This window comes from Aeoliella mucimassa (genome assembly GCF_007748035.1).
GTDB lineage: Bacteria > Planctomycetota > Planctomycetia > Pirellulales > Lacipirellulaceae > Aeoliella > Aeoliella mucimassa.
Map to the genome: position 1 here is coordinate 3942225 of NZ_CP036278.1, position 22342 is coordinate 3964566.

The following is a 22342-nucleotide window of genomic DNA, read 5'->3' on the forward strand; positions in this document are numbered from 1 at the left end:
AACACCGAATTACCGGACAGGGCCCCCGCCGATCGTAGGTGGTCCCTCGTCGCCGATACGTCCATCAGCCCGTTCGCCGCCGTTCAGGTAGGCTGCCCTGGTGATGTCGTAGGCAATGAGCGTCACCGACCCGTCGCAGAGAGCCATGTGCATGCCGGCAGGATGAGGACTGCCGAAGCCTTCGACATTCTGCCAGTTTTCGCGATCCTGCTGCGGAGGAATCACCTGGTCGAGGTTCGTGTTGTTGGAACTGACCCACCGCACCGTATCGGTGTCGTAGCCGACGTACATCGACAGATTGTCGCCGGGTGGATCGTTGAGTTGATAGTTCTGCGGTTGGATGTACTTCTCGCCCACCAGGTAGGTGTGGGTGAGACCATCGGTAATCGATCGCAGGGCGACTTCGCTCCGCTTGAAGCCAACGCCGGTGTACTGCGATGGTTCGGGCCAGTTGAAATTCTCCGCCTGAGCCAGCGACGAAGGAGCGGCCAGACTCCCAAAGCGAGAACCACCATTGATCGCGTAGTCGGAGCGCATCACCACGTCGGCCTGGCTGGCATTGATGATCGTCGTCAGCGGCGTTTGCCATGGTTTCAACAGGCTGGGAGGTCGGCGGCTAGGGCAATTGAATCCATCGATGATGGTCTGACAGACTTGCGCTGCAGCGTCGCGTTTCTGCTGACCGGTTAAACCAGCACCAATGTCGCGAACATTGCCCGCTTCGATGTATGGAAGAATACTGTAGATCCATCCTCCAGGTTGACTTGCGCCATATCCCAGGTCGGGATCGCCAACCCAGTTCCAATGCCATCCCGCGCTCGGCAGAAAACCATGCGTGTCCTCATGGCTCAACGAGGCCAAAGCAATCTGCTTTAAGTTATTCTTGCATTGAGTCCGGCGGGCCGCTTCGCGGGCGGACTGCACTGCTGGCAGTAACAGAGCAACCAAGATGCCGATAATGGCAATGACGACCAATAGTTCGACGAGCGTAAATGCCGCTGGTCGATCAGAAGCTTCGCGTCGAAACATAGCAATGACTCCTTCAGGTTTTGCTCTCGCTGACACTCTGCAAGCAAACAAACTACCGCCGGGTGCGGTAGCCAACGATCAAGCCGCAGGTTGTCAGAAGTCCGATGGTCAGAATGGAGGACGGTTCAGGAACGTTACTGGCCGCCAGCAACGCGCCGAGGGATAAGTTCTCGCTATTAGGATGATTCCGGGAGAGTAACTCCCAGTCGGTCAGCGATACGCGACCGTCGTGATCGAAATCGCCCCAGCCCCAGGTCTCCCAATCGCCGACGCGTACGCTATTGTGAGTTCCCTGCAGAACTTTCTCGCGTAGCCAACCATCAACAAAGGCAGAGACGTCGTCGCTGCTGGCCGGGCCGAGGCCATTGCCGTTGACGACGCCATCGCGGTTCACGTCGCCAGCGAGCAGGGTGCCATTGAGCGGACCCGCAGCAATCTGACTAGCAATCCATTCGTTGTCGGAGAACAGATCAAACGTCCCGTAGTCTTGTCCCCCCTGGCTCGAATTATCGCCATACACGTACATTTCCACGTCGTCGATCACGCCTTGGAAGAAGTTGCCATACACGGGAGGAGTCGCGTCGGGAATCTCAGAGGCTCCGATAACCAGTGAATTGGAGGAGGTGGTGATTCCGCTCGCAGAGAAGTCGACAATGGTATCGTTGTTCGCCGACACTGCGATACCATCGATGTAAACCACGCTGTAAGTGTTACGAATCGTTCCGGTGCCTGGCACGACCGTGGGGGTGCCTTCGTCACTAGAGGGATAGTTCTGGTGCATGTAGTGATACCAGGTGTTCGCGGCCGGCACGCTTACCGTTGCCGGCACGGGGGCAATGCCATCGTCGCCGTTTCCGTGCTGCGAGTTGGTTTGGGTCCACTGCCCTGCGGAGTTAATAGCAACGCCGCCGGTGAGGATTGTGTCGTACATGATCTGCTGATACGAACCGGTCAATTTCTCCGGATAAACCCAGCCTTGACTCCCATGTCCAAGAATGCCGGTGTAGTTGTCAGGCGTGTTCGAAGTTTCCGGAAAGTTGAGCGACACCCCCTGCAGGCGGTCGTCGACGCCATCGAATCGGGCGCCCCAGCCAGAGCGTCCGACGCCGATCGCTCCGACGTTCTGATAGGTCGGGCCAAACACATCGAGATCGGCATACGTTCCGGTGCCGTTGCCGATGGTGTCGGCCGTGTCGCCACTGGGAAGCGGCGCGGAATTGTTGGTCCCCATCTCGACACCAGAGTTAGGATTCTCCAGGCTATCGTCGCCAAGCTGATAGAAGCGGTCGTTGGTAACCGCCGCCTGGGCGTCGCTGCCCGCAAACGCCCAAGCGACGATCCCACTGACTAACAGTACGGATGCAATGATCGAGAAGCGAGACGATTTCGCTCGCTTGAACAACAACACAACTCCGCTGGCAAGCATCATCAGAACTCCTGCGTGGGGTTCTGGAACTGCGCTGGTGTCGAGCGAGCCCGACGCGGTGTAATTCACTCCGCCTTGTACGAAGTTTGCTCCGCCGCCGACCAGGTGGTACTCGAAGATCAAGTTGGCAGCTCCACCAGGAGAGAAAGCATTGCCCAGGCTGTAGTCGGCATCCACCGGCATCTCAAACCCGTTCTCCGCCAGCACGGCTTCAAATAGAATCGACGACGACACGCTGTCGCCCTCCTCCCAACCAAGACCATCGCCAGCAGGTCCACTACCGTCAACGTCCTGATCTTGCAGGCTGAACCAACCACCGTCGCCGGAAGTGGCTCCGAAGTTGGCTTTCCAGTACTCGTAGTCGAATTGATCGACGTCGCCGTCGGGGGTACCACTCATGTCGTCGCCGGTGCCATCGCCTGCGGGCCCGTTGCTACCGAGGTTGTCGCGCCACACGGTGTAGTCGGCCAGGTTCGTGGTTCCATCGCTGTTGTAATCGCCAGGTGCAGCGGACCCCACCACCAAGTCCCCCTCGGGGCTGCGGATTTCGTAGTAGTCGATCGCCACGGGTGCGCCGGTGTTGTTCTGCAGGCGAACCGCACCGGTAGTGCTGTCGACTACCAACTCCAATTGGTTAGGCAATCCATCGTCGAGGAAACCTTCGAGCGTGATTCCGTCGTACGTTGCGTAGGCACCGCCGCCGGGCATGTTGGTCTGGTAGACACTCACCGTGTAGTTGCCCGCGCCGAGCGAAACCGCGCTCACATCAAACTCTACGGAGTGATACGCGGGGGCGACTCCGTAGTCTTCGGCCGCGGTGCCCGTCACTGGACTGGCAAGGCTTCCGCCGCTCAGCTCGAAAATCAGATCCGAAGTGAACGACTGGTCCTGCTGACCGGTGTTATTGGTGTGTCCCGACGCGACGGTCAACGTCGTCAGATCCCACCCCGAACTCAGCGAGAAGTCGAAACTATACCCTCGCTTCGAAGTGGTGCGATCGGAGTCAACGTTATGGTTGCGGCTGAGATAGACCACATCAGGATTCGCATAAGCACCTGCACCATTTTGGGTTTGGGCGAACCCACCTAGAGTGCCGCTGTCGCCGGTGCTGATGGCTGTGAGCCCAGAGATCGAGGAGACCGACGCGGCGGTACTCCAGTCGTTGATGTTGAGTGTGCTACTACCGTTGGTGTTGTCGGTATTGCCCGAGAAGATGAACGCCCCGGTGTTGGCATCGAAGGCCGAGCTGAACACGACTTCATCTTGAGCAACCGCACTGAGCGTGGTGGCAACCACCGCGGCTACGGCTGCGATCATGGTTAGTGGATTTGGCAAACTCATGGCATTCTTTCTGATATTCAACCGAGCGCGAGGTGTAACCCAAAGGTTCGAGCGGCAGGCAACCATCAGCAGTGCGCCGCCGAGGAGCATCGTGAGCCAGGTAGCAGGCTCCGGCACCGGCTGCGACAAGGCCGCAAATGCCGCGGCCCCGTTGGCGGCGATGTACGCATCTTTGAAAGCAAGGAAATCGAGCCGGTCGACATCGAAATCGCTGTCGCTGTCGCCAGCCTGGAAAAGCTGTGCGACCGAAGAGGTGGGCGAGAGCATTCCGCTATTGAGATTGCCCCGCAGCACCAGCCAGTCGGCCGCGTCGACGGTGCCATCGGCATTCAGGTCGGCCGCGTCGATTGCTGCACCGTCGTTGCCGACGAACGATACGATGGTCGGCAACAACGAACCATCGGCCAAGAGCAGCTCGATTTGCAGGTCTTCGCTGGGGTTGCCGATCCAGGCGCCAGCTTCGCCCAGGCGAAGGGTGCCCGGGTTGTTGAGGTTTCCGCCGTTGATGCTGGCTTCGGAAAAATCGGTGGTGCTACCAGGATCGGACAAAACGAACCACTCTTCGTTAGCGTCGATCGATTCGTCGCCGCTCTGGTCGTAGTTGTCCGACACGGTCTGCCAGGCCGATTGATCGAGGGCCCCCACCGCGGATGTGATCGAGTACCCTTTAATGGCAACCGGCGATTCCGTCATGTTCACCAGGTCGATGGTGCCTGTCGTTCGGTCGATCTGAAGTACTGGGTGCGGAACAGGAACCGGATCGGTTGTGATTTGAATCGCATTCACGGCTCCCCGCCCTGGAGACGAAAACATATCGAGTGTAAAGGTCGAGGAGGTGAGTCCACTGAAGACCACATAGTTTTCTTGGCTGCCGGTGGCGGGACTGAACTCCACGTCGTTCCCTTCGACAAACAATCCGTCGAAGGTTCCTCCGTCGTCGATCGACTTGGTGGTGCCGCCAACGGTGATCAGAAAACGACGATTAATCTGGTCGGCATCCGAGTAGACAATCACGTTGTAACCGGTGTTCGTAAACGCCGAGCCGAGTCCACTGATGGTCAAGTTGCCGACGTCTTCGGGACCATCGCCATCGGCCCCGTCGAAGCTCAAATATGAGTGCATGAAGTCGCGATTGGGCGACTTGGGAGCCAGTATGCCGGTGACCGCAAAGTTGTTCCCCACGTAGGCAGTCCCCAAGGACGAGGTAAACGTCGCCGCGGCTGCCCCGGAACTGTCGTTCACCGAAATCGCCCCCGTGGTCGCATCGGCCAGGTTGCCGAACTCAAAACCGATGTTGTTCCAATTGGTAGCCGGCACAATGCCCGCCGCATCCGCAGCATCGACCGTGTAGTTCTCCTGATCGGCCGCTGTGGTTTGATGCAGATTGATGCTCACGGTGATCGCCTGCGAGGATGCACCCCCGAGAATGGCAGCGGCACATCCACACAAGATGGCACCAGCGTGTCTTGCGAAAGCAGTCATGATGTCGATCCTTACCAAGGTGACGTTGGAGAAACAGAGAGGGCTGGCTTGCTGCGACTTACGGTAGGGGTTGCAAGCTCTGAACCACTGGAACGCCGATGCGTCCAACAAGCGATGCCCGCTGTTCCCAAGGTGAAAAGTACGGCAGTGCTCGGCTCTGGCACGCGCGCCGAATCCGCTGCAAAAGCGTTGGCTCCGTTCGCTTCGTTGTAGGCCGATTTGAAAAGCAAAAAGTCGTAGCGGTCGATCACCAGATCGAAGTTCAAGTCGCCCTGGTCTTCGGCCTCGATGCGGTTACTGGCGATGATCGATTGATTCATCGCAGGTCGAAACAGCAACCAGTCGTCGATGGTAATCTGGTCGTCGTTGTTCAAATCGCCGAGCACGTGGTGAATCACGCTCGGCAGCTCGGCCAATTCACCCGTCGCACGAACGATTGGCAGCTGAGCGTCGACCTCGTCGAGATAAGCGACCATCGCGTTACAAAGGTCGCGAAGCGTATTGGGATGCGTCTCGGCCAGGTTCGTTGTTTCGCCGAGGTCGTTCGTGAGGTCGTAGAGTTCCAGCCGAGGATCGGGACCTTGGCCGTCGAGTTGACCGTCGCCGTAGAAATAAGTCAGGCGATAGTCCCCTTTGCGAATTGCTGTAAACGGCTCGACCCCAGCGGGAGTACTAAAACTGGTCCATTGGTGCGGGTAGTGGAATACGATCTCGCCTTCGCGTTCGAAGGTCTCCGCGCCGCTGAGGAGCGGCGTTAGATCGTTGCCATCGATCAGGCGATTCCCTAGATTGTCCACGACATACTGCTGCGAGTTCGGCACTCCGGCGACCGACAGCAGTGTGGGAAAGAAGTCGTCGCTAATGACGGGAGTGTCACTCGTCGAGCCCGGTGCAATCGGCAACGAAGCATGCAACGGCTCCGCGCCCGCCTGCTGGCCAGCCCAGGCGACGATCATCGGCACGCGGGTGCCTCCTTCGTAGGCGGTGCCTTTGCCGCTGCGGACGGGACGATTATGGTTGTTCGCACTGTAGTCGACCGAGACATTCTCGCCTGCGAGGGTCTCGACGGTTTGCACCCCACTGGTGTTTCGCGAACTATAGGACAAGCCGCCGTTGTCGGACATGAATAACACCAGCGTGTTGTCGGCCACGCCTTCGGCTTCGAGATTGTCGAGGATGTCGCCGAGACTTTTATCCATCGAGGCAATCATCGCCGCGTAGTCGTCTTCGGGATTCGGCCGGCCGATGCTTTGGTAGTCGCCGACGATGGTCGGATCGCCCTGCCCTCCAATCGGTGCATGGATGGCGTAGTGGGCCATGTTGATAAAGAACGGAACCTGATCGTCGACCGCCTGATCGATTACCGCGTTGGCTTCGGCCGTTAGTGCGGTGGTGATGTAGTCGCCTTCGCCGTACGCGCCGAGGTTTGGCATGGTCGACGCAGGGAATGGCCCAAAGTACCGCCCGCCGCTCCCTTGGCCATCGGGCGTGCCGATTTGGCTTCCGCCGCGGTTAATCTCGAAGCCCAGCGTCGTTGGATCGGAGCCGGACGTGCCAGCCGCGCCGAAGTGGGCCTTCCCCACATGGGCAGTGCGATACCCGGCATTGCTTAGAATGGTTGGTAGCGTCGCATTGCCATCGCGAGGTTGCAGCCCGACGGTATTCCAATCGGGCGATCGCAACACGGAGTTCTGCGAGATGCCATGCCCGATCCAATCGCTAATCCGCGACCGCGCGGGGTTCTGGCCGGTCATGAGACTCGTGCGCGTCGGACTGCAGACCGGACTGGCTGCGTAGGCGTTGGTGAATTTCATGCCCTGGGCGGCGAGCCGCTCCATGTTGGGCGTGTTGTACAGGTCGTTCCACACAGTGCGGCTGCTATGAAACTCAACCGACGTGTCTTGCCATCCCATGTCGTCGACGAGAAACAGCACAATGTTTGGCTGTTGGGCGTTGGTCGCGCACGCTGATCCCACCACGAGGAGTAGCATGACGACGAGACGACTAATTAGGGATAGCATATCGGGTCCGCGCTGTTCTGATCGTCGCAAAAGAATAACTGAAAAGCTGCGCAGGATACCTACCCTGCACTCTCCGTCGAATCGAAGCTTCGGCCGCGGACTCTCCATCGAGCGTCCGCGCCATGATTCATCCATCGCGTGGCAGCTCCTGCTACCGACGCTTTACGAGCCCAATGCCGCAGACCACGAGTCCCACTGCCAAGCACAGCGTTCCAGGCTCGGGGACTGCTTCGAGGGTGATGCCGTTGTACATGGCGTAGGCACCACCGCCGGGCATGTTGGTTTGATAGACATCCAGCGTATAAGTGCCGGCCCCCAAGGCCACGCCCGACAGGTCGAACGTCACCTCGTGGTAATCGGGCAGTGTGCCATAGTCTTCCGTCGACACTCCGGTAATCGAGCTAGCCAAGGATCCGCCGGAGAGTTCGAACACGAGATCCGACGCAAACGCTTGATCCTGCAATGCTGTGTTGTTCGTATGCCCAGACACTACGGTGAGTTCGATCAGCTCTTGATCGGAATCCAGCGTGAAATCCAGGCTGTAGCCGCGCTGCGAGGTGCTGCGGTCGGAGTCGGTGTTGTGATTGCGAGAAAGATACAGATTGTCAGGGTTTGCGTAGGGACGATCTCCACCGCCGAGTTGAGCAAAGCCGCCGAGGGTTCCGCTGTCGCCAGTGCTGATGGCTGTGAGGTCCGATATAGTGGACACCGTCGAGTCGAGTGACCAATCGTTGATCGTTACCGTGCTGCTTCCGGTCGTGTTGTCGGTGTTATCAGGCAGCACCGCGGCTCCAGAGTTGCCATCGAAGTCGGAAGTAAACAGGATTTTTCCGGCGTTCGCCGGCTCGCTGCTTACCAGGAACATCAGGCCAAGCACGAAGTAACTGATCTTTCTCAAGTTCATTGGTCGACTCCTCAGTTGCAAATAGCTGAAAATCAAAGATGAAAAGCAGGCCCCACTGACAAGACGTGCATCTGCGCACTCATAAACGGCGCGAACGCGACGGATTCAACGCACAATCTGTAAAATTATTCTTATTGGGTTACCTGATACCTAGGGTTTCACGGAGTCAGCACATCCACCGCGTATTTTTTGCCTAAGTAAACGGCCACATCACGTGTGTCGCTGTCGCTGAGTGCGGTGTTGTAGATGGCAATCTCGGCAATGTCGCCGACAAAATAAGCCTTCGAGTTGTAATGGCATCCAATTGTCTTGGACGATCGAATCCCAACCGACACCGAGGCTTCGCCGGTACTGACCAACTCTCCATTTTGGTACATCCGTGCTTCCCCTTGGCTATGGTCGTACACATACGCTAGCACCACCGCAGCACTTCCCATAAATACACGGCTCTCAGCGGCAACATCCACCCCGTTACCATCCCCCGAGCCTGAAAACACTCGCCCCCGAAGCGTTTGGTTCTCGGTGCACTCCAGCACGATGTGTGGCGGCCCATGATAGTTCAACAGATGCAATCCAAACTGCGTGCTGGCTTTTGCTAACGGCTGGGCTTTGACGAAATCGATTTGAGTCACCACAAACACGCTTTGGTTGTCGGCGGTGGTGAAGGGATTGGTCGCCATCTCCGTTGTTTTGCCGTCGAATCGCAGCGCGGGCTTACCACCAATGGCATCGGCAATCCAAAGCGGTTGTTTAGCTTGTTCTGGCTGCCAGGCGTCGTCGGCCATCGAGTTGTCGCCGACTCGCAAATCGCCCCACGCCCACACGCGATCGTCTTGGTCTTTGCCCACGATGCCATCGGCCGCGAGCCACAGCACCAAGTCGTCGGTCACCGGCGGGAACCGATCGGGATATGGGCCGTTGGGATAGTGGATTTTTGCCGTTTCCGCGACACTGCGGACAAAGCGTTCTTCATTCAGGTTGTCGATCAGCTGCACCCCGCCACGGCTACTGCACTCTGCGGAGTCGCCTGCGATTAAGTTCGAGGCGTGTAGCTCGTCTGCATCGGAGGACTGCTCGCCTGAGCTGGTTAACTCAATCTCACCTTCAAACACGTGGACCGACAATGCTTGATCGCGTACGTCGCAAACCACACCAAACTCGGTGCCCAAGTCCCGCACGGTTCCACCGAGGGTTTCGATGGTAAGATTCGCCTCGGCGTAAGGCATCCGCCCCACGACTCGCCCGGAATCGAACCGCAACCGATCTCCACTCATCACCCGAAACCTGGCGGGGGCTTCCACCACTAGTTGTGCACCACTTTGCGTCTCAAGCTCCACGACTCCTGCGGAGAGCTTCAATGGACCTTCCGGAAGCGGATCGCCAACTGGCAACATGGCATCAGGTATCTCCCACTTCGCGTCGACCGAGTCGGTGATCCACGCCAGGTATGTCGGTGCTGGCACTGCCGACTCTTCGGCGACAGGCCCAGGATTTACAGGCGACTCTTGATTCGCCATGAACTGCGAGACGCCGAGGTAAGCCGCGATCACCAAAGCCGCCGCTACTGCATAGGCCAGGCTTCGCGGAATCTCAATCGGCTCGGGCCGGCGGTTGACGCGACGCTTCGCGATTTTCTCCATGCGCCGGCGACGTTCCTCTTCAGCCATTGCTACTTCGGCATCGCGGCGCCGTTGCTCCGCTCGTTTTCTTGCTTCGATCTCCTGATCTTCCTCCAGCAGGTCGGCGATGCCCGCCAGGCGACCATCGAGTTTGCCTTCGATCTCTTCCGGCTCTTCCAGGTCGAGTGCGATTTCATCAGCAATCGACTCCGGCAGACTCCGTCCACTCAGCTCGTGTCGCAACAGCTGTGCGTGGCGAGATAGTCGCTATAGAACTGCCGCAACTCGCGATGCTCCAGCAGCAGTTCGTTGAGTTCTGCCACCTGGTCGGGGCGGAGTCCGCTGCCGAGCAGGTCGATCAACAAAGCCTGCAATTGCTGTTTGGGCCCGTTCGGCTTGTCCATCTCGGCGTCCTTTCTCACGTACGATCTTGCGACAAGCGATACCGAATGCACTTGGCCAAATCCGCACGCATGCGATAAAGCTCCTGCGACAGTGCAGCCGCGGTACGCCCTACCTCCTTGGCCAAGTTGGCCACGGCGGTTCCACTGTAGCGGCGCTCGAGCAACTCACGACGCGCCCGCGAGAGATTGCCCAAGCACTTTCGCAAATCGGCCTTGGCCGCGTCGGGTTCGCGGACAAACTCGCTCTCTTCCTGCGTTAGCTGGGCGACCAGCTCATCGCTCAAAATCACCCGGTTCCGGGCGAGCTCCTTGCGGAATCCTCGAACCTCGAACTGAGCGACCTGCTTGGCCCACGCCCAAAAGTCGGTGCCTGTCTGAAATTGCGACTGTTTGCGTAGCAACACGACGTTAGTTCGCTGCACCAGATCGTCCGCATCTTCGCAGTTGGCCACGAGCGACAGGATGTACCCATACAAGCGAGGCTGCATCTCGATCAAGCAGGTCACAAATTCTTCGTCTCTTTGCAACATGGAGCGAGGATTCCTTGGATGAGACACTAGCAAACTGTGACTCTGGAGAGACTACGAATGAGACTTGCGTTAGATCCCCCCGCCTCGACGGGTAGGCTTCTCTAGAAGACGGCGCAGCCAGGTGCGATCTAACGGACATTTTTCCGAATTCTATCCGGTTTATGACTCGACTGGTTAGCAGTGCAAGCGAGGAAGACTCGGCAAGCTTCCAGCGATGCCAAATCCTCCCCCAACCAAGCGATGCTCGCGATAGATTCCCAATTTTCCCACCGATGGGAAAATTGAATCTTCACGCACTCTACAAAACCAGTGCTTTTCGGCTGCGAATAGATTCCCATTCCCAAAAACGCATCGAGTGGGAATCTATTTTCGAGCGGGGAAACAATCGCAAGTCGTTTACCAATAGAGAGTTACATCAACACCTCCGCGATAGTTGCCCAAAATAGATTCCCACCCATGGGAAACTATTTTGGTTGGAAGTTGGGGGTTGGGAGTTCTGAATGCGGAATGTCATGCCGAGGGAAGCTTCCAGCCTACTGCTTACAGCCTAAAGCCTACAGCTTTAACAACCGCGCAGCAGCGAACGGCCACGCGGGCAACCATTCGCCTGCGCGTCGATACTGGCATTCAATAAAACACTCACACTGCTAGCTCATTCCATTCTCCAACAACGAACGACTGACCACGAACAACAGATAACACACACATGTTCATTAGATCACCCTCAGTGGCCATTTCCCAGCAAAAACTTGCGAACTTCGGCCACTTTCAGTGCATTTCCAAGGCGACCACGCTCGCTAGATTTTCTGAACCAGGAGTTAGACAGAACATGGATGGGCAACATGCATTAGAATCGAGCGAATGGCAAATCCCTACCAATCCCCATCGACGTCAGGTACCCAGCCAGAGAAACGGCGCTGGCGCGTTGCGTGGGGAAAGGGGCTCGCGATGGGAGCATGCACGTGGCTGCTGGTGAGCTTCGCCGCTTGGGCGCGCTATGGCCGATTCGGGGAACTATTCGGAGAGGGAAGTCCCGAATTCGAGATCTACTGCTTCTTGCTCGCCCCGCTGCACCTGCTCACCACGACACTCTCATTACCATCGGCTGGGTACCCGATGTACCTGCTGAAGCTCGCCTCGGGAGTGCTGATGCACGCGATGTTCTGGATTGCGGTGCTCACCTGGTACCAAAGCAGGAGATCGCGAGTCGCTACCACGTTGCAGCGGGCTGAACAAACGCGGTAGCGGAGCTGGCGACTTTAAGACCAAGCATAAAAAAGGTCCGTGGCGAACCACGGACCTTTTGGTATTGAGACATCGAATCCAGAAAGCAGTGAGGTGCTATCGTTTACGGCGGTAAGCCACGACAGCCCCAACCAGGCCAAGTCCCGTCCAAACCAGCATGGTCGCCGGTTCGGGGATGGTGTCATTAGCGATCCTGTTGAAACCACGAATGTGAGAGAGCCCTCCGCCATTTGAACTTGTTAAGAACTCGGCAGGCAACACAAAGTCATAGCCTCCGTTGCCGTTCTCAGCAGCGGCCCAATCATCAGCATCCAGACGCCAAACAATGATGGCTTCGTTCCCATACTTGCCAGTGATGTACTCGTATCTCTGGGAAACGGTTTGATTGGCACTCCCTGTAGTGCGTACCAACTGCTGGACTGCGGCAGGGAGACTGCTGAAAGTGTTCGCACTTCGATAGTAGCTTTGATCGTCGTCGAAATCATCAACATCGCCAACGAGGATCACGTTGCCAGGGGCAATGGTCGTCAGCGTGATGAGATTGTTGATGTAGTCATCGGTGTTGGACGGAGGTATTCCGTCATCGATGACGCCAACCGTAAATGCATCATTTGCGGTAATGGCGCTGCCAGCCCCATTCCAAGTGGGAGCCTTGAGTTGAAGGCTCGCTTCGGTATTAGCGGCTAAGCCGATGATGGCAACCGCTACACAACATGCTCGTATAACCTGCATCGTTCTATCCCCATATCCTCGATTGATTTGAATTGGAAGTTGGTCCGAAATCAGCACACACGCAAACGCACACGCATCTCTAACTAACTTCCACGAGGTGCAACCAAGAGTTCATCCCCATGAACGTCGCACTGAAGCAAGCTAGTACGTCTTTCCTGAAATCCATTCCGCTGCTATATGCTGCGGAATGAAAAAGCACATTGTTTGCCTGGACCACCAGGCCCGTGGAGGTTTGGAGCAGCTAGCACGCTCAGGCGCCCGCGCGGCGCAAGTGGTGCGTCGCTGCCAGATATTATTGAAATCGGACTCGGGATGCACCGACGAAGAGATCGCCGAGCATGTGGGCTGCACGACGCGCAACGTCCGAGCCGTCCGAAAGCGGTTCTGCGAAGAGGGCGTCCAGCGGGCGGTGTACGATGCGCCTCGCTCGGGCCGCCCCCCAGAGTTCACCAAGCGGCAGCAGCAACAGGTAATCGCCCTGGCGTGCAGCGAGCCGCCCGAGGGACGGGCTCGCTGGACGCTGGAATTGTTGTGCGAGCACGCGGTGAAGGAAGGCTTCGTCGATTCGCTCAGCGTGACGGAGGTCTCGCTGTGGCTCAAGGAACACGACCTGAAGCCGTGGCGAAAAAAACTTGGTGCGTGCCCAAGCTGAACGACGAGTTCTGTGAGCGGATGGAGGACGTCCTCGAGCAGTACGAGAAGCCGCTCGACCCGAACGAGCCGGTCGTCTGCCTCGACGAGCAGCCCTATCAGAGGGTCGACGACGCGCGGCCGCCCGAGCCCGCGGCACCCGGCAAGATCGCGAAGCAGGACTACGAGTACCGCCGCTGCGGAACCTGCAGCGTGTTCGTGGCGGTCGAGCCGAAGGCGGGCAAGCGATTCGTTCAGGCCAAGCGTCACCGCAAGCGAGCCGACTTCGCCCGGTTCGTCCGCGACCTCTTGAAGCGCTATCCCGACGCAGAGCGGGTTCATCTGGTGATGGACAACCTCAACACGCACAACGAGAAGTCGTTGATCGAAACCTTTGGCGAGGAGGCGGCTCGGCCAATGCTGGAGCGGATTGTGTGGCATTTTACCCCCAAGCATGCCAGTTGGCTCAACATGGCCGAGATCGAAATCTCGGCCATACAGCGACAATGCCTGGGACGTCGGTTGGCTTCGCTCGACAAGGTTCAAAGCGAACTCTCCCACTGTTCACGCGACCGCAATCGGAAGAAAATCAAAATCAATTGGACCTTCCATCGAAAAGACGCCAAACGCGTCTTCCCTGAACTCTATAGGAAATGACTTCCGGGACGACGTACTAGTAGCCTTGCTCCCCGCCAAGAACTCTTCGTCACAAACGACACACAGCACCGCGCGAATCTCATCCACGGCATTCCCCCCCAGGAGTAGTCGGCTATCAGCAGTTCAAGCAGCTCGCCGGATTTTCGGCATCCCGAAAGCTGCGGTTTCACTCATCATCATAGGAATATCCATCCAGCAATGCCAGCGGAAGCCCGAAAAATCGGAAAGAAAAATCCCCTGAACAGGTGGGTCCGCTCCAGGGCGCGGCGGCTCTTGCGCGAGCGACAAAAGTGCACATGACCGCTGTCCTTTCTTTAGGAGCGATGATTCCCATGCAAAACTTGAATCATGCAAGCGAATCCGCGAGGCAACCCCCAGTGCTTTCCACCTACTGGACGCCACACAACAGCTAGCGAACAGGTGCACGATGGATTGCCAGCAGTGGAGTTAGTCGCTCCCTCGACCATCCAATTTGTGGTGACCATAGCCCATTTCCTGTGGTTTTCTGGCGCTGATCCATCGGGACGGAGCGATAGCCGTCGGCCATCGTCCGCGGAAATTCTTGGCAACCACCATGCATTTATCAGGTAGCATTCTGCATATTGCCGAAGCATAATTGCGGTTCGAAACTATTGTGAGTTGCTATTGATTACGGTAATTTCACTTCCATGTTGAGCTCACGTACCATCCATATTCTTCGCCTGCTACTTGCCGTGGCCGTACTCCACTTGGTGGGTGCGTGCCCCTGTGGCTGCCTGGAGCAGAATACCTGGTATCAAGCGATGGTCTCGCTCAGCAAGCAAGTTGGCGTCGAAATTCCGAGTGATACCCCCTGCGAAGACGAGGCGGATTGCCATCAACAGATGGCGATGATCACCAGTGGTCAATCGTCCGTGTTGGATTGCCAACATGCTCATTCGCTATGGACGATTGCGACCACTCTTCCTTGCCTTGCATTAGAACCAGCTACCGGCGCCGACCGGCTAGTTGCTTTCTGCTTGAGTCCCTGCCTGGACCATTCTCTAACGATGCTGCAAGTGATGCGGCTGTGATTTTGCGCGCTGACGTTTCGCCAATCGCTCTGAAGGCGGTCGACGAACGTCCTCTTTACTGCTTTCGGATGCACTCTTTCCGAGTGCGCTAGCGCGACCATTCTCTCCAATATCCATCGGCATCAACTGCTGAAACAGCAGCGTGCATGGCAGAGAATTCAAGTTCATAAGGCTATCAGAATGAAGAAGTTTTGGATTCTAACGGGAGCTGCCTGCGTTGTTGCAGCGCTGATTTACTTGTATGCGTTTCATTGGCGAGAGCCTGCGGGGCTGGATGACTCGAATCACAACCTCGCCGAGTTATCCCAACCAACGGGTCTGCATCTACATGCTGCTGAAAGGCAAGCAGCCGGCATCGAACTGCGCCCCCTCGAACACCGCGAACTGCAAACCACACGCACCTTACCAGGACGCCTGGTATACGACGCCAACAAGCATGTTGCCGTGGTAGCGGCCGCTGCAGGGGTGATCGAATCCGTCCTCGTCCAGCCGGGCGCGAGCGTGCAGGTGGGTCAACCAATTGCGTTCGTACGCTGCCCAGCGATCGGCTCCGCGCGTAGTGAACTGTTGATGCGTTTGTCGCAACTTGAATTAGTTCAACGAGAGTTTGAATGGAAAGCAAGAGTTGCCGAAGGGACAGAGAAACTACTCGCGTTAGTCGATGAACGCACACCAGTCGAACAGATTAAAGGTCAACTGACCGACCATCTGGTCGGCGACAACCGAGCGACGCTGTTGAATGCTTATAGTCGCATGTTGCTGGCAGAACAGCTTGCCCAATCGGCCATGGATGCCGGGGGGGCTGCGGTACTTACGGGGCGAGTGGTCAGCGAACGCCGAGCAGAGGCAGAACAATCGGTGGCCGCCCTGGAAGCAGCAGCCGAGCAGGCAAAGTTCGAAGCCCAACTGGCTCGCGACGTCGCCAAGTCGGAACTCGATGAGGCCCAGCGTCAAGTCGAAGTCGCCCGAAACGAACTAAAGACGTTATTGGGTTTACCTGCTGCTGGCACTGCAGAGATTGATCTCGTGCCTTCCACCGAGGACATCACCCTTCTGGAAGTAAAGTCGCCCATCGACGGTACGATCGAACGCCGACAGTTCTCGGCCACCGAGCGTGTTGCCACCGGCGAGGAACTGTTTGTCATCGCCGATACCACAAAACTATGGGTCGAGGCCGACATCCGCGGCGGCGACTGGGGGGCTCTGGTAGTGAGTGAGGGAGACCCAGTGTGGGTCACCACGCCGGCTACCGGAGAAACTCACTGGGAAGCTCACGTGGTGTATATCGGACGCGAGGTCGATCCCACCTCGGGTGCGGCACCGCTGGTAGCAGCGATCGAGAATCCAGAAGGAAAGCTTCGTCCCGGGCTGTTCGCCCGCATCGAGGCGCCCACGTCGCCGAAGGTCGAGGCCTTGGTCGCGCCCAGCGAAGCGGTGGTGGATATGGATGGCCAGCCAACCGTGTTTGTGCCGGCTGGCGACGAGTTCAAACCGGTGGGAGTGACCATCGGACGTCGCTTCGACAACCTGGTGGAGATTGTTTCGCCGCTTTCGGCAGGAGACGAGATCGTCGCCTCGGGAGCATTCTTCCTAAAAAGCGAGTTACTGCTCGCGGGGGAGGAATAAGTCGATGTTAACGAAACTCATTGAATTTTCACTACGGAATCGTTTCCTCGTGATCGTGGCCACGTTGCTGGTGGCCGGTGCCGGAGTGCGGAGCGCGCTCAAGCTACCGATCGACGCCGTGCCCGACCTGACAAACACGCAGGTCACCATCATCACCAGCGCCGGGTCGCTACCACCGGTGGAGGTTGAACGGCAAGTCACCTATCCCGTGGAATGGGCGATGGGCGGCCTGGCCGAAGTGGACGAAGTGCGAAGCGTTTCGAAGTTCGGCCTGTCGGTGATTACGATCGTTTTCAACGAAGGAACCGACATCTACTTTGCCACCCAACAGGTCAGCCAGCGACTGCAGCAGGCGTCCACCCAGATTCCCTCGCAATACGGCCCGCCAGAACTCGGTCCCATGACCACCGCCCTGGGAGAGATTCTGCAATTCGAACTCCGCAGCGATAGTCGCTCGCCGATGGAACTCCGCAGCCTGCTCGACTGGGACATCTCACCGCGACTACGCGAGGTGGACGGAGTGACGGAAGTCAACTCGATGGGCGGGTTCTACAAGACGTATGAAATCCGCGCCGATCCCGACCTACTGAACGCCTACGATTTGACGCTGGAGGAGATCTACTCGCGGGTGGAAGCCAGTAACGCCAGCGCCGGCGGTGGCTATGTCGTGCATCACGACGAACAACGCTTCATCCGCGGCGAAGCGTTGTTAAAGAGCGAAGACGACATCCGCAACATTGTGATCACCCGCGCGGTGAATGGCTCGCCGCTGCTACTGGGCGACGTCGCCGAAGTGGTGATCGCCCCTATGGCCCGCCAGGGCGCGGTGAGTCGCGACGGCCGTGGCGAGGCAGTCACCGGGATGGTGATGATGCGAATCGGCGAGAACTCGCGGACCGTCGTGTCGCGGGTGAAGGAGCGAATCGCTGCGGTGCAGGATACGCTGCCGGCCGATGTCGAAATCGACATCATCTACGATCGCGAAGACTTGATCGGCAGAACTCTGCACACGGTACTCAAGAACCTGGCCGAGGGGGGCGCGCTGGTAGCCATCGTGTTGCTCGTGACTCTCGGTAGCCTGCGGGCGGGTTTGATCGTCGCGCTGGCCATTCCCCTGTCGATGCTGTTCGCGTCGAACCTGATGCTGGCCCTTGGCGTTTCCGCCAGCTTGATGAGTTTGGGAGCCATCGATTTTGGCCTGGTTGTCGACTCGTCGGTCATCATGGTCGAAAACTGCGTTCGCCGACTCTCCGGCGGGAACGTCCGAAGCCGTCTGGCGGTGATTCGCGACGCGGCCATCGAAGTTCGCGGCCCCACCATGTTCGGTGAGTTAATCATCGCCGTGGTGTACGTGCCAGTGCTGATGCTCGAAGGGACCGAGGGCAAACTATTTCGCCCCATGGCGATGACCGTGCTGTTCGCGTTGTTTGGTTCGCTGATTCTTTCGCTCACGTTGATGCCAGCCTTGGCTTCACTCTCGCTGCCCAAAGAAGTGAAGGATCACGAGCTGTGGCCGATACGCATGCTGAAGAAGATCTACCTGCCTACGGTCCGCCTGGCAGTCGCTAAACCGGTAATAACCGTTGTGGCCGCGTTGGCCATCCTGGCAGCCAGCGTGCCAGTGGCCCTGAATCTAGGCGCGGAGTTCATGCCTCGCTTGAACGAAGGCGACTTGCTGGTCGAGGCGATCCGCTTGCCCACTGCCTCGCTCGAAGGGGCCGAACAAATGGCCGAGCTGATTGAAACAAGTCTGCTCACGCTGCCCGAAGTAAAAACCGTGTTCTGCAAAACGGGGCGTCCTGAGATTGCCAACGATGTGATGGGTGTTCATCAAACCGATGTGTGGGTGATGCTCAAACGTCCTGAAGAGTGGCCCATGGAGAAGTCCCGTGATGAGTTAATCGAAGAGATGGAACTGGTGCTTAACGAAACCGTTCCGGGCGTTGCTTTTGGTTTCACCCAGCCCATCGAAATGCGAGTCGACGAACTCGTCGCCGGGGTCAAGGCAGATGTCGCTATCCTGCTCTACGGCGACGATCTCGCAAAGCTGGCCAGTCTGTCCAAGGAAATCGAGTCCGAATTGCGCGGCATCGAAGGCGCCGCCGACGTGAAGGCCGACATCCAGTCGACTCTTGCTACGCTTACCATCGAACCACGCCGCGAAGCCCTGGCCCGCTATGGCGTGGACGCGGCCGAAGTGATGGACGTGGTCGCGGCCATCGGAGGACGCGATGTTGGTCAACTACTCGACGGACGGGCGCGTTATCCGATTCGCGTTCGCTTGCCGGAAGCCTGGCGTGAAGAAACCGAGTTGCTGGCTCAACTCCCGGTCGCCAAAGCGGGTGGTAAACCCGTGCCGCTAGGCGAGTTGGCCGAGATTCGTCTCGAAGAGACACCTCCTACCGTCGAGCACGACAATGGCCGGCGTCGCACGTTCGTCTCGGCCAACGTGCGGGGACGCGACGTAGCAAGCTTTGTCAACGAGGCACAGCAGCGTATCGATAAAAACATCACCTTGCCCCCCAACTATGAGTTGGACTGGGGCGGCGACTTCGAGAACCTGCAATCAGCGAGCCGGCGATTGCTGTTGATCACACCGATCGTGCTGCTGCTGATCTTCATGCTGCTGCATGCGAGTTTTGGTTCCGCCCAACTGGCCTCGTTGATCTTCCTCTGTGTTCCGTTCGCTGCTAGCGGCGGCATCTTCGCGCTGGCCATGCGTGAGATGCCGTTCAGTATCGCTGCCGGCGTTGGATTCATCGCGTTGTTTGGTGTCGCTGTGCTCAATGGACTGGTGTGGACCAGCGACGCGGAGCGACGGCGAAAGGAAGGAGTGCCGGCCAAAGAAGCTTCTGGCCTTGCGGCCAACAGCCGATTCCGCCCGGTGCTGATGACCGCGATGGTAGCAAGTTTGGGGTTCCTGCCAATGGCTCTCTCGCACAGCGACGGCGCTGAAATTCAACGCCCCCTGGCAACCGTGGTTATCGGTGGACTGATCACCAGTTCGTTGCTCACTTGCGTTGTGATACCGGCCGTGTACCCGTGGTTTGCACCTCGCCAAGTGCACCCCGAAGCGAAAGCCTTGAGTTAGAAGAGACCTGCTTTTGATTGTTACCATCGCCGACCTGAACACCGGCAGGGTATCGGCGTTCGCGGCGGAGTTGCGGAAGCCGAAGACCGTCGAGTTGAAGGACGGCGACACCGAAGAACGCAAGGTATCGGAAGCAACCGTTACTTCCCACCTGCGACACCTGAAAGCGGTAGCACGCTGGGCACACAACCAGGAGTTACTTCCCAAGGTGCCGAAGTTCGACATGCCACGCAAGGCGAGCGGGGCTCAGAGAATGAAGGGACGACCGATTACCCTTGAAGAGTTCGAGCGGATGATTGAAGCCACTGCGGGGGTGGTTGGTGAAAATGCTGCAGAGTCGTGGAAGCTATTGTTGCGTGGACTCTGGACCAGCGGATTGCGGCTGAGCGAGTGCGTCAACCTGCGGTGGGACTATACCCCAGATGGACTATGCGTGGTGCTGAATGGCAAGCAAAGCGTGCTGGCGTTCGATGCTGGCTCGCAGAAGTCTGGACGGGTGCAGCATGTGCCACTGGCACCGGAGGCGGTAGAGCTGCTGGAGCCTTTGCAACGCAAGGCAGGCTTTGTGTTCAACCCACAGCGGAGGAACGGCACCCCGATGGCTCGGCATGCACTCAAGATAGGTAAAACCATATCGAAAATCGGCAAGGCTGCTGGCGTGGTAACCGATCCCGCGAAGAAGAAGACCGCAACGGCTCACGACCTGCGGCGAGCGTTCGGCTCGCGGTGGAGCAAGCTTGTCATGCCAGCGGCTCTAAAGGACCTGATGCGACATTCGAGCATCGAAACCACTATGACCTATTACGTCCAACAGTCGGCACAGGTGGCAGCGGCGGAACTATGGGACGTTCGAGGTACCACTTTAGGTACCAACGCAGACAAAGAGACTGCCGAAGAACAAAAAACCACTTAAAACAAGTGCTCCCTGTAGGAATCGAACCTACAACCTACTGATTAAGAGTCAGTTGCTCTGCCGATTGAGCTAAGGGAGCATGGGTATCCGATTGGGTAATCCAGTATTATATAGATAATGAGCTGCAGGAAAAGTGCCCGCTCGAGACTGTATTATTCGGCACTTTTGGTAATGCGGCTGCAGGTTAATCTCAAGGACCCGCGGAGCCGATGTATGGTTCATTGCGTGAACTTTTTCTCGCAAACTGGTGTCCTAATGGATGGCTAGCACCGGGTTGACAGAAATGCCTCGATGCGTCATCTTGCGAGGTTTAACAGCCATCTGGCGGAGTAGCTCAGTCGGTTAGAGCAGCGGAATCATAATCCGCGTGTCGGGGGTTCGAATCCCTCCTCCGCTACTTGGGTATTTTCCATAATACCCACCACTTCCGAGAAACTCGTGTTTTCCCGAACGGAATGAACTGACTGCAATCTCTTTTGCGAGTCGTGACGGGTTGACACGGGCGTTCGCGTCCCCAGTTTATCCCCAGCTTCGACTGCCATCTTGAAGTGGCCATCGGTTACAATCAGATAGTGTTTGTGAGCGATGGTAGGCGTGTTTCCCAACCAGGCACAAACCACATATGTCGGATAGATCTGTTCCAGCTCAGTCTGCCGGCTGGAGCGGCAGTTCTGGAAGGGCTTGGGCCACGGTTCGGTACCAGCACGACGAATGATCTTTCTGAAGGTCGTTCCAAGATTTTTGTCTGCCTTACCTCCTAACATTGGAACGACCCAAGTCTTGTCAGCATCCTCACTGAAATAAGCGTCATCAAGAAATGGCCGAAGTTCCGGAAAGATCGGAACGACACGTGTTTCTTTACCATACCGCCTCGTCTTTGGACTGGTGATCGTGAACCGATCTGCATCCCAGTGAATGTCACACCACTTTAGTAAGGCGATTTCGGATGAACATCTCAACCCCCCATACCTTGCCAGAGAGAGAACAAGTCGCCATTGCCAGTTTGGGCACTTTTCCAAAACACGCCCGATTACGTCACGCGAGAGAAAAACCCTGCGTTCGTTATTCGTGGCTTTACCAACAGTCACACCATCAAAGGGATTTCTTTCGATGAGGCCTTGGCGGAACGCATGACGAAAGAATTGGGCCGCTATTTGGCACTCTTTTTGCGCCGTAGCTGGAGCGAGTCGAGTTAACAGCCATCTTGCGTAATCATCGGCACTGCCAGGTGTTACAACTTCAACTTTCACATCACCGAAGAACTCAATCAACCTGGCTCTAGCGTTCCTGAACTTCCCTAAGCGGCGCTCGGTTACATCAGATCGCCCAACGATGTAACTGTCGATATAGGATGCCAGAGCCCCTGCTTTCACTCTCGGCTCAACAAGTCCTTCCTCGGCTAGCAACTCGAACAATGCGTCGTCCCAGTCAGCCAGCCAATTTGAGACGTCTCGACTGAGTGGGAGGTTACAGCGCCGCTCGTGGAGAAGCGTATCTATATTATTTGCGAACCGCACTGCAGCCTTCTTTGAAACTTCCCCCAGTGCAAACGTCTTCTTTTCTTTATTGACGTAGGCGACCACTCGCGTTGAACGTGCACGATACTCGATACTGGCCATGTAGTAATTCCCCGTGTTCTA

General features: G+C 57.3%; 16 protein-coding genes and 2 tRNA genes. 8 read left to right on the forward strand and 10 right to left on the reverse strand.

Going from position 1 to position 22342, the window contains the following annotated elements:
• Positions 1-9 precede the first annotated feature (9 nt).
• The 7 genes from Pan181_RS15355 to Pan181_RS15380 all read right to left on the reverse strand — a co-directional run bounded on the left by Pan181_RS15355 (position 10) and on the right by Pan181_RS15380 (position 10756).
• On the reverse strand, positions 10-1029 hold the full coding sequence (locus Pan181_RS15355; RefSeq protein ID WP_145247854.1) for a DUF1559 family PulG-like putative transporter: 1020 nt from the start codon (positions 1027-1029) through the stop codon (positions 10-12).
• 52 nt (positions 1030-1081) lie between these two features.
• Entirely contained in the window at positions 1082-5278 is a 4197-nt protein-coding gene (locus tag Pan181_RS15360) for a hypothetical protein (RefSeq protein ID WP_145247856.1), read from the reverse strand.
• Between the two features lie 11 nt (positions 5279-5289).
• Positions 5290-7269, reverse strand: coding sequence for a sulfatase-like hydrolase/transferase (locus Pan181_RS15365; protein WP_197528394.1), 1980 nt, complete (start codon positions 7267-7269; stop codon positions 5290-5292).
• A 181-nt stretch (positions 7270-7450) separates the two neighbouring features.
• On the reverse strand, positions 7451-8203 hold the full coding sequence (locus tag Pan181_RS15370) for a PEP-CTERM sorting domain-containing protein (RefSeq protein WP_145247861.1): 753 nt from the start codon (positions 8201-8203) through the stop codon (positions 7451-7453).
• 158 nt (positions 8204-8361) lie between these two features.
• Complete coding sequence (locus tag Pan181_RS15375) at positions 8362-10065, reverse strand: LamG-like jellyroll fold domain-containing protein (RefSeq protein WP_145247863.1); 1704 nt, start codon at positions 10063-10065, stop codon at positions 8362-8364.
• Positions 10050-10226: a hypothetical protein gene (locus tag Pan181_RS26170; protein WP_197528395.1), complete on the reverse strand. Its 177-nt coding sequence runs from the start codon at positions 10224-10226 to the stop codon at positions 10050-10052. Before Pan181_RS26170 ends, Pan181_RS15375 begins: the two co-directional genes overlap by 16 nt.
• A 14-nt stretch (positions 10227-10240) precedes the next feature.
• The gene (locus Pan181_RS15380; protein ID WP_145247865.1) at positions 10241-10756 is read right to left on the reverse strand and encodes a sigma-70 family RNA polymerase sigma factor; all 516 of its coding nucleotides are present in this window, start codon (positions 10754-10756) and stop codon (positions 10241-10243) included.
• Positions 10757-11704: 948 nt separating this feature from the next.
• Here Pan181_RS15380 and Pan181_RS15385 point away from each other — a divergent pair.
• The gene (locus Pan181_RS15385; protein ID WP_145247867.1) at positions 11705-12001 is read left to right on the forward strand and encodes a hypothetical protein; all 297 of its coding nucleotides are present in this window, start codon (positions 11705-11707) and stop codon (positions 11999-12001) included.
• Positions 12002-12097: 96 nt separating this feature from the next.
• Here the strand turns inward: Pan181_RS15385 and Pan181_RS15390 are convergent, their stop codons facing one another.
• Complete coding sequence (locus Pan181_RS15390) at positions 12098-12733, reverse strand: PEP-CTERM sorting domain-containing protein (RefSeq protein ID WP_145247868.1); 636 nt, start codon at positions 12731-12733, stop codon at positions 12098-12100.
• A 187-nt stretch (positions 12734-12920) separates the two neighbouring features.
• Between Pan181_RS15390 and Pan181_RS15395 the strand changes: the two genes are divergently transcribed.
• The 6 genes from Pan181_RS15395 (at position 12921) to Pan181_RS15420 (ending at position 20702) form a co-directional block, all read left to right on the forward strand.
• A complete protein-coding gene (locus Pan181_RS15395) occupies positions 12921-13385 on the forward strand; it encodes a helix-turn-helix domain-containing protein (RefSeq protein ID WP_145244956.1) in 465 nt (154 codons plus the stop codon).
• On the forward strand, positions 13373-14020 hold the full coding sequence (locus Pan181_RS15400; protein WP_145244957.1) for an IS630 family transposase: 648 nt from the start codon (positions 13373-13375) through the stop codon (positions 14018-14020). The genes Pan181_RS15395 and Pan181_RS15400 overlap by 13 nt, the downstream gene beginning before the upstream one ends.
• 668 nt (positions 14021-14688) lie before the next feature.
• Complete coding sequence (locus Pan181_RS15405; RefSeq protein ID WP_145247870.1) at positions 14689-15072, forward strand: hypothetical protein; 384 nt, start codon at positions 14689-14691, stop codon at positions 15070-15072.
• Between the two features lie 180 nt (positions 15073-15252).
• Positions 15253-16698: an efflux RND transporter periplasmic adaptor subunit gene (locus Pan181_RS15410; protein WP_145247872.1), complete on the forward strand. Its 1446-nt coding sequence runs from the start codon at positions 15253-15255 to the stop codon at positions 16696-16698.
• A 4-nt stretch (positions 16699-16702) separates the two neighbouring features.
• Positions 16703-19789 carry an efflux RND transporter permease subunit gene (locus tag Pan181_RS15415; protein ID WP_145247874.1) on the forward strand — a complete coding sequence of 1029 codons (3087 nt, stop codon included), beginning with the start codon at positions 16703-16705 and terminating at the stop codon, positions 19787-19789.
• A gap of 13 nt (positions 19790-19802) precedes the next feature.
• Positions 19803-20702 (forward strand): tyrosine-type recombinase/integrase, encoded by a 900-nt coding sequence (locus Pan181_RS15420; protein WP_145247876.1) that lies wholly within the window; start codon positions 19803-19805, stop codon positions 20700-20702.
• 6 nt (positions 20703-20708) lie between these two features.
• Here Pan181_RS15420 and Pan181_RS15425 read toward each other — a convergent pair.
• Positions 20709-20781, reverse strand: a tRNA-Lys gene (locus Pan181_RS15425).
• Between the two features lie 244 nt (positions 20782-21025).
• Between Pan181_RS15425 and Pan181_RS15430 the strand changes: the two genes are divergently transcribed.
• Positions 21026-21099 (forward strand) — tRNA-Met (locus tag Pan181_RS15430).
• On the opposite strand, the gene Pan181_RS27055 is transcribed toward Pan181_RS15430, so the two are convergent.
• Positions 21059-22321 (reverse strand): tyrosine-type recombinase/integrase, encoded by a 1263-nt coding sequence (locus Pan181_RS27055; protein WP_197529288.1) that lies wholly within the window; start codon positions 22319-22321, stop codon positions 21059-21061. The two genes, Pan181_RS15430 and Pan181_RS27055, sit on opposite strands and share 41 nt — an antisense overlap.
• Positions 22322-22342 lie beyond the last annotated feature (21 nt).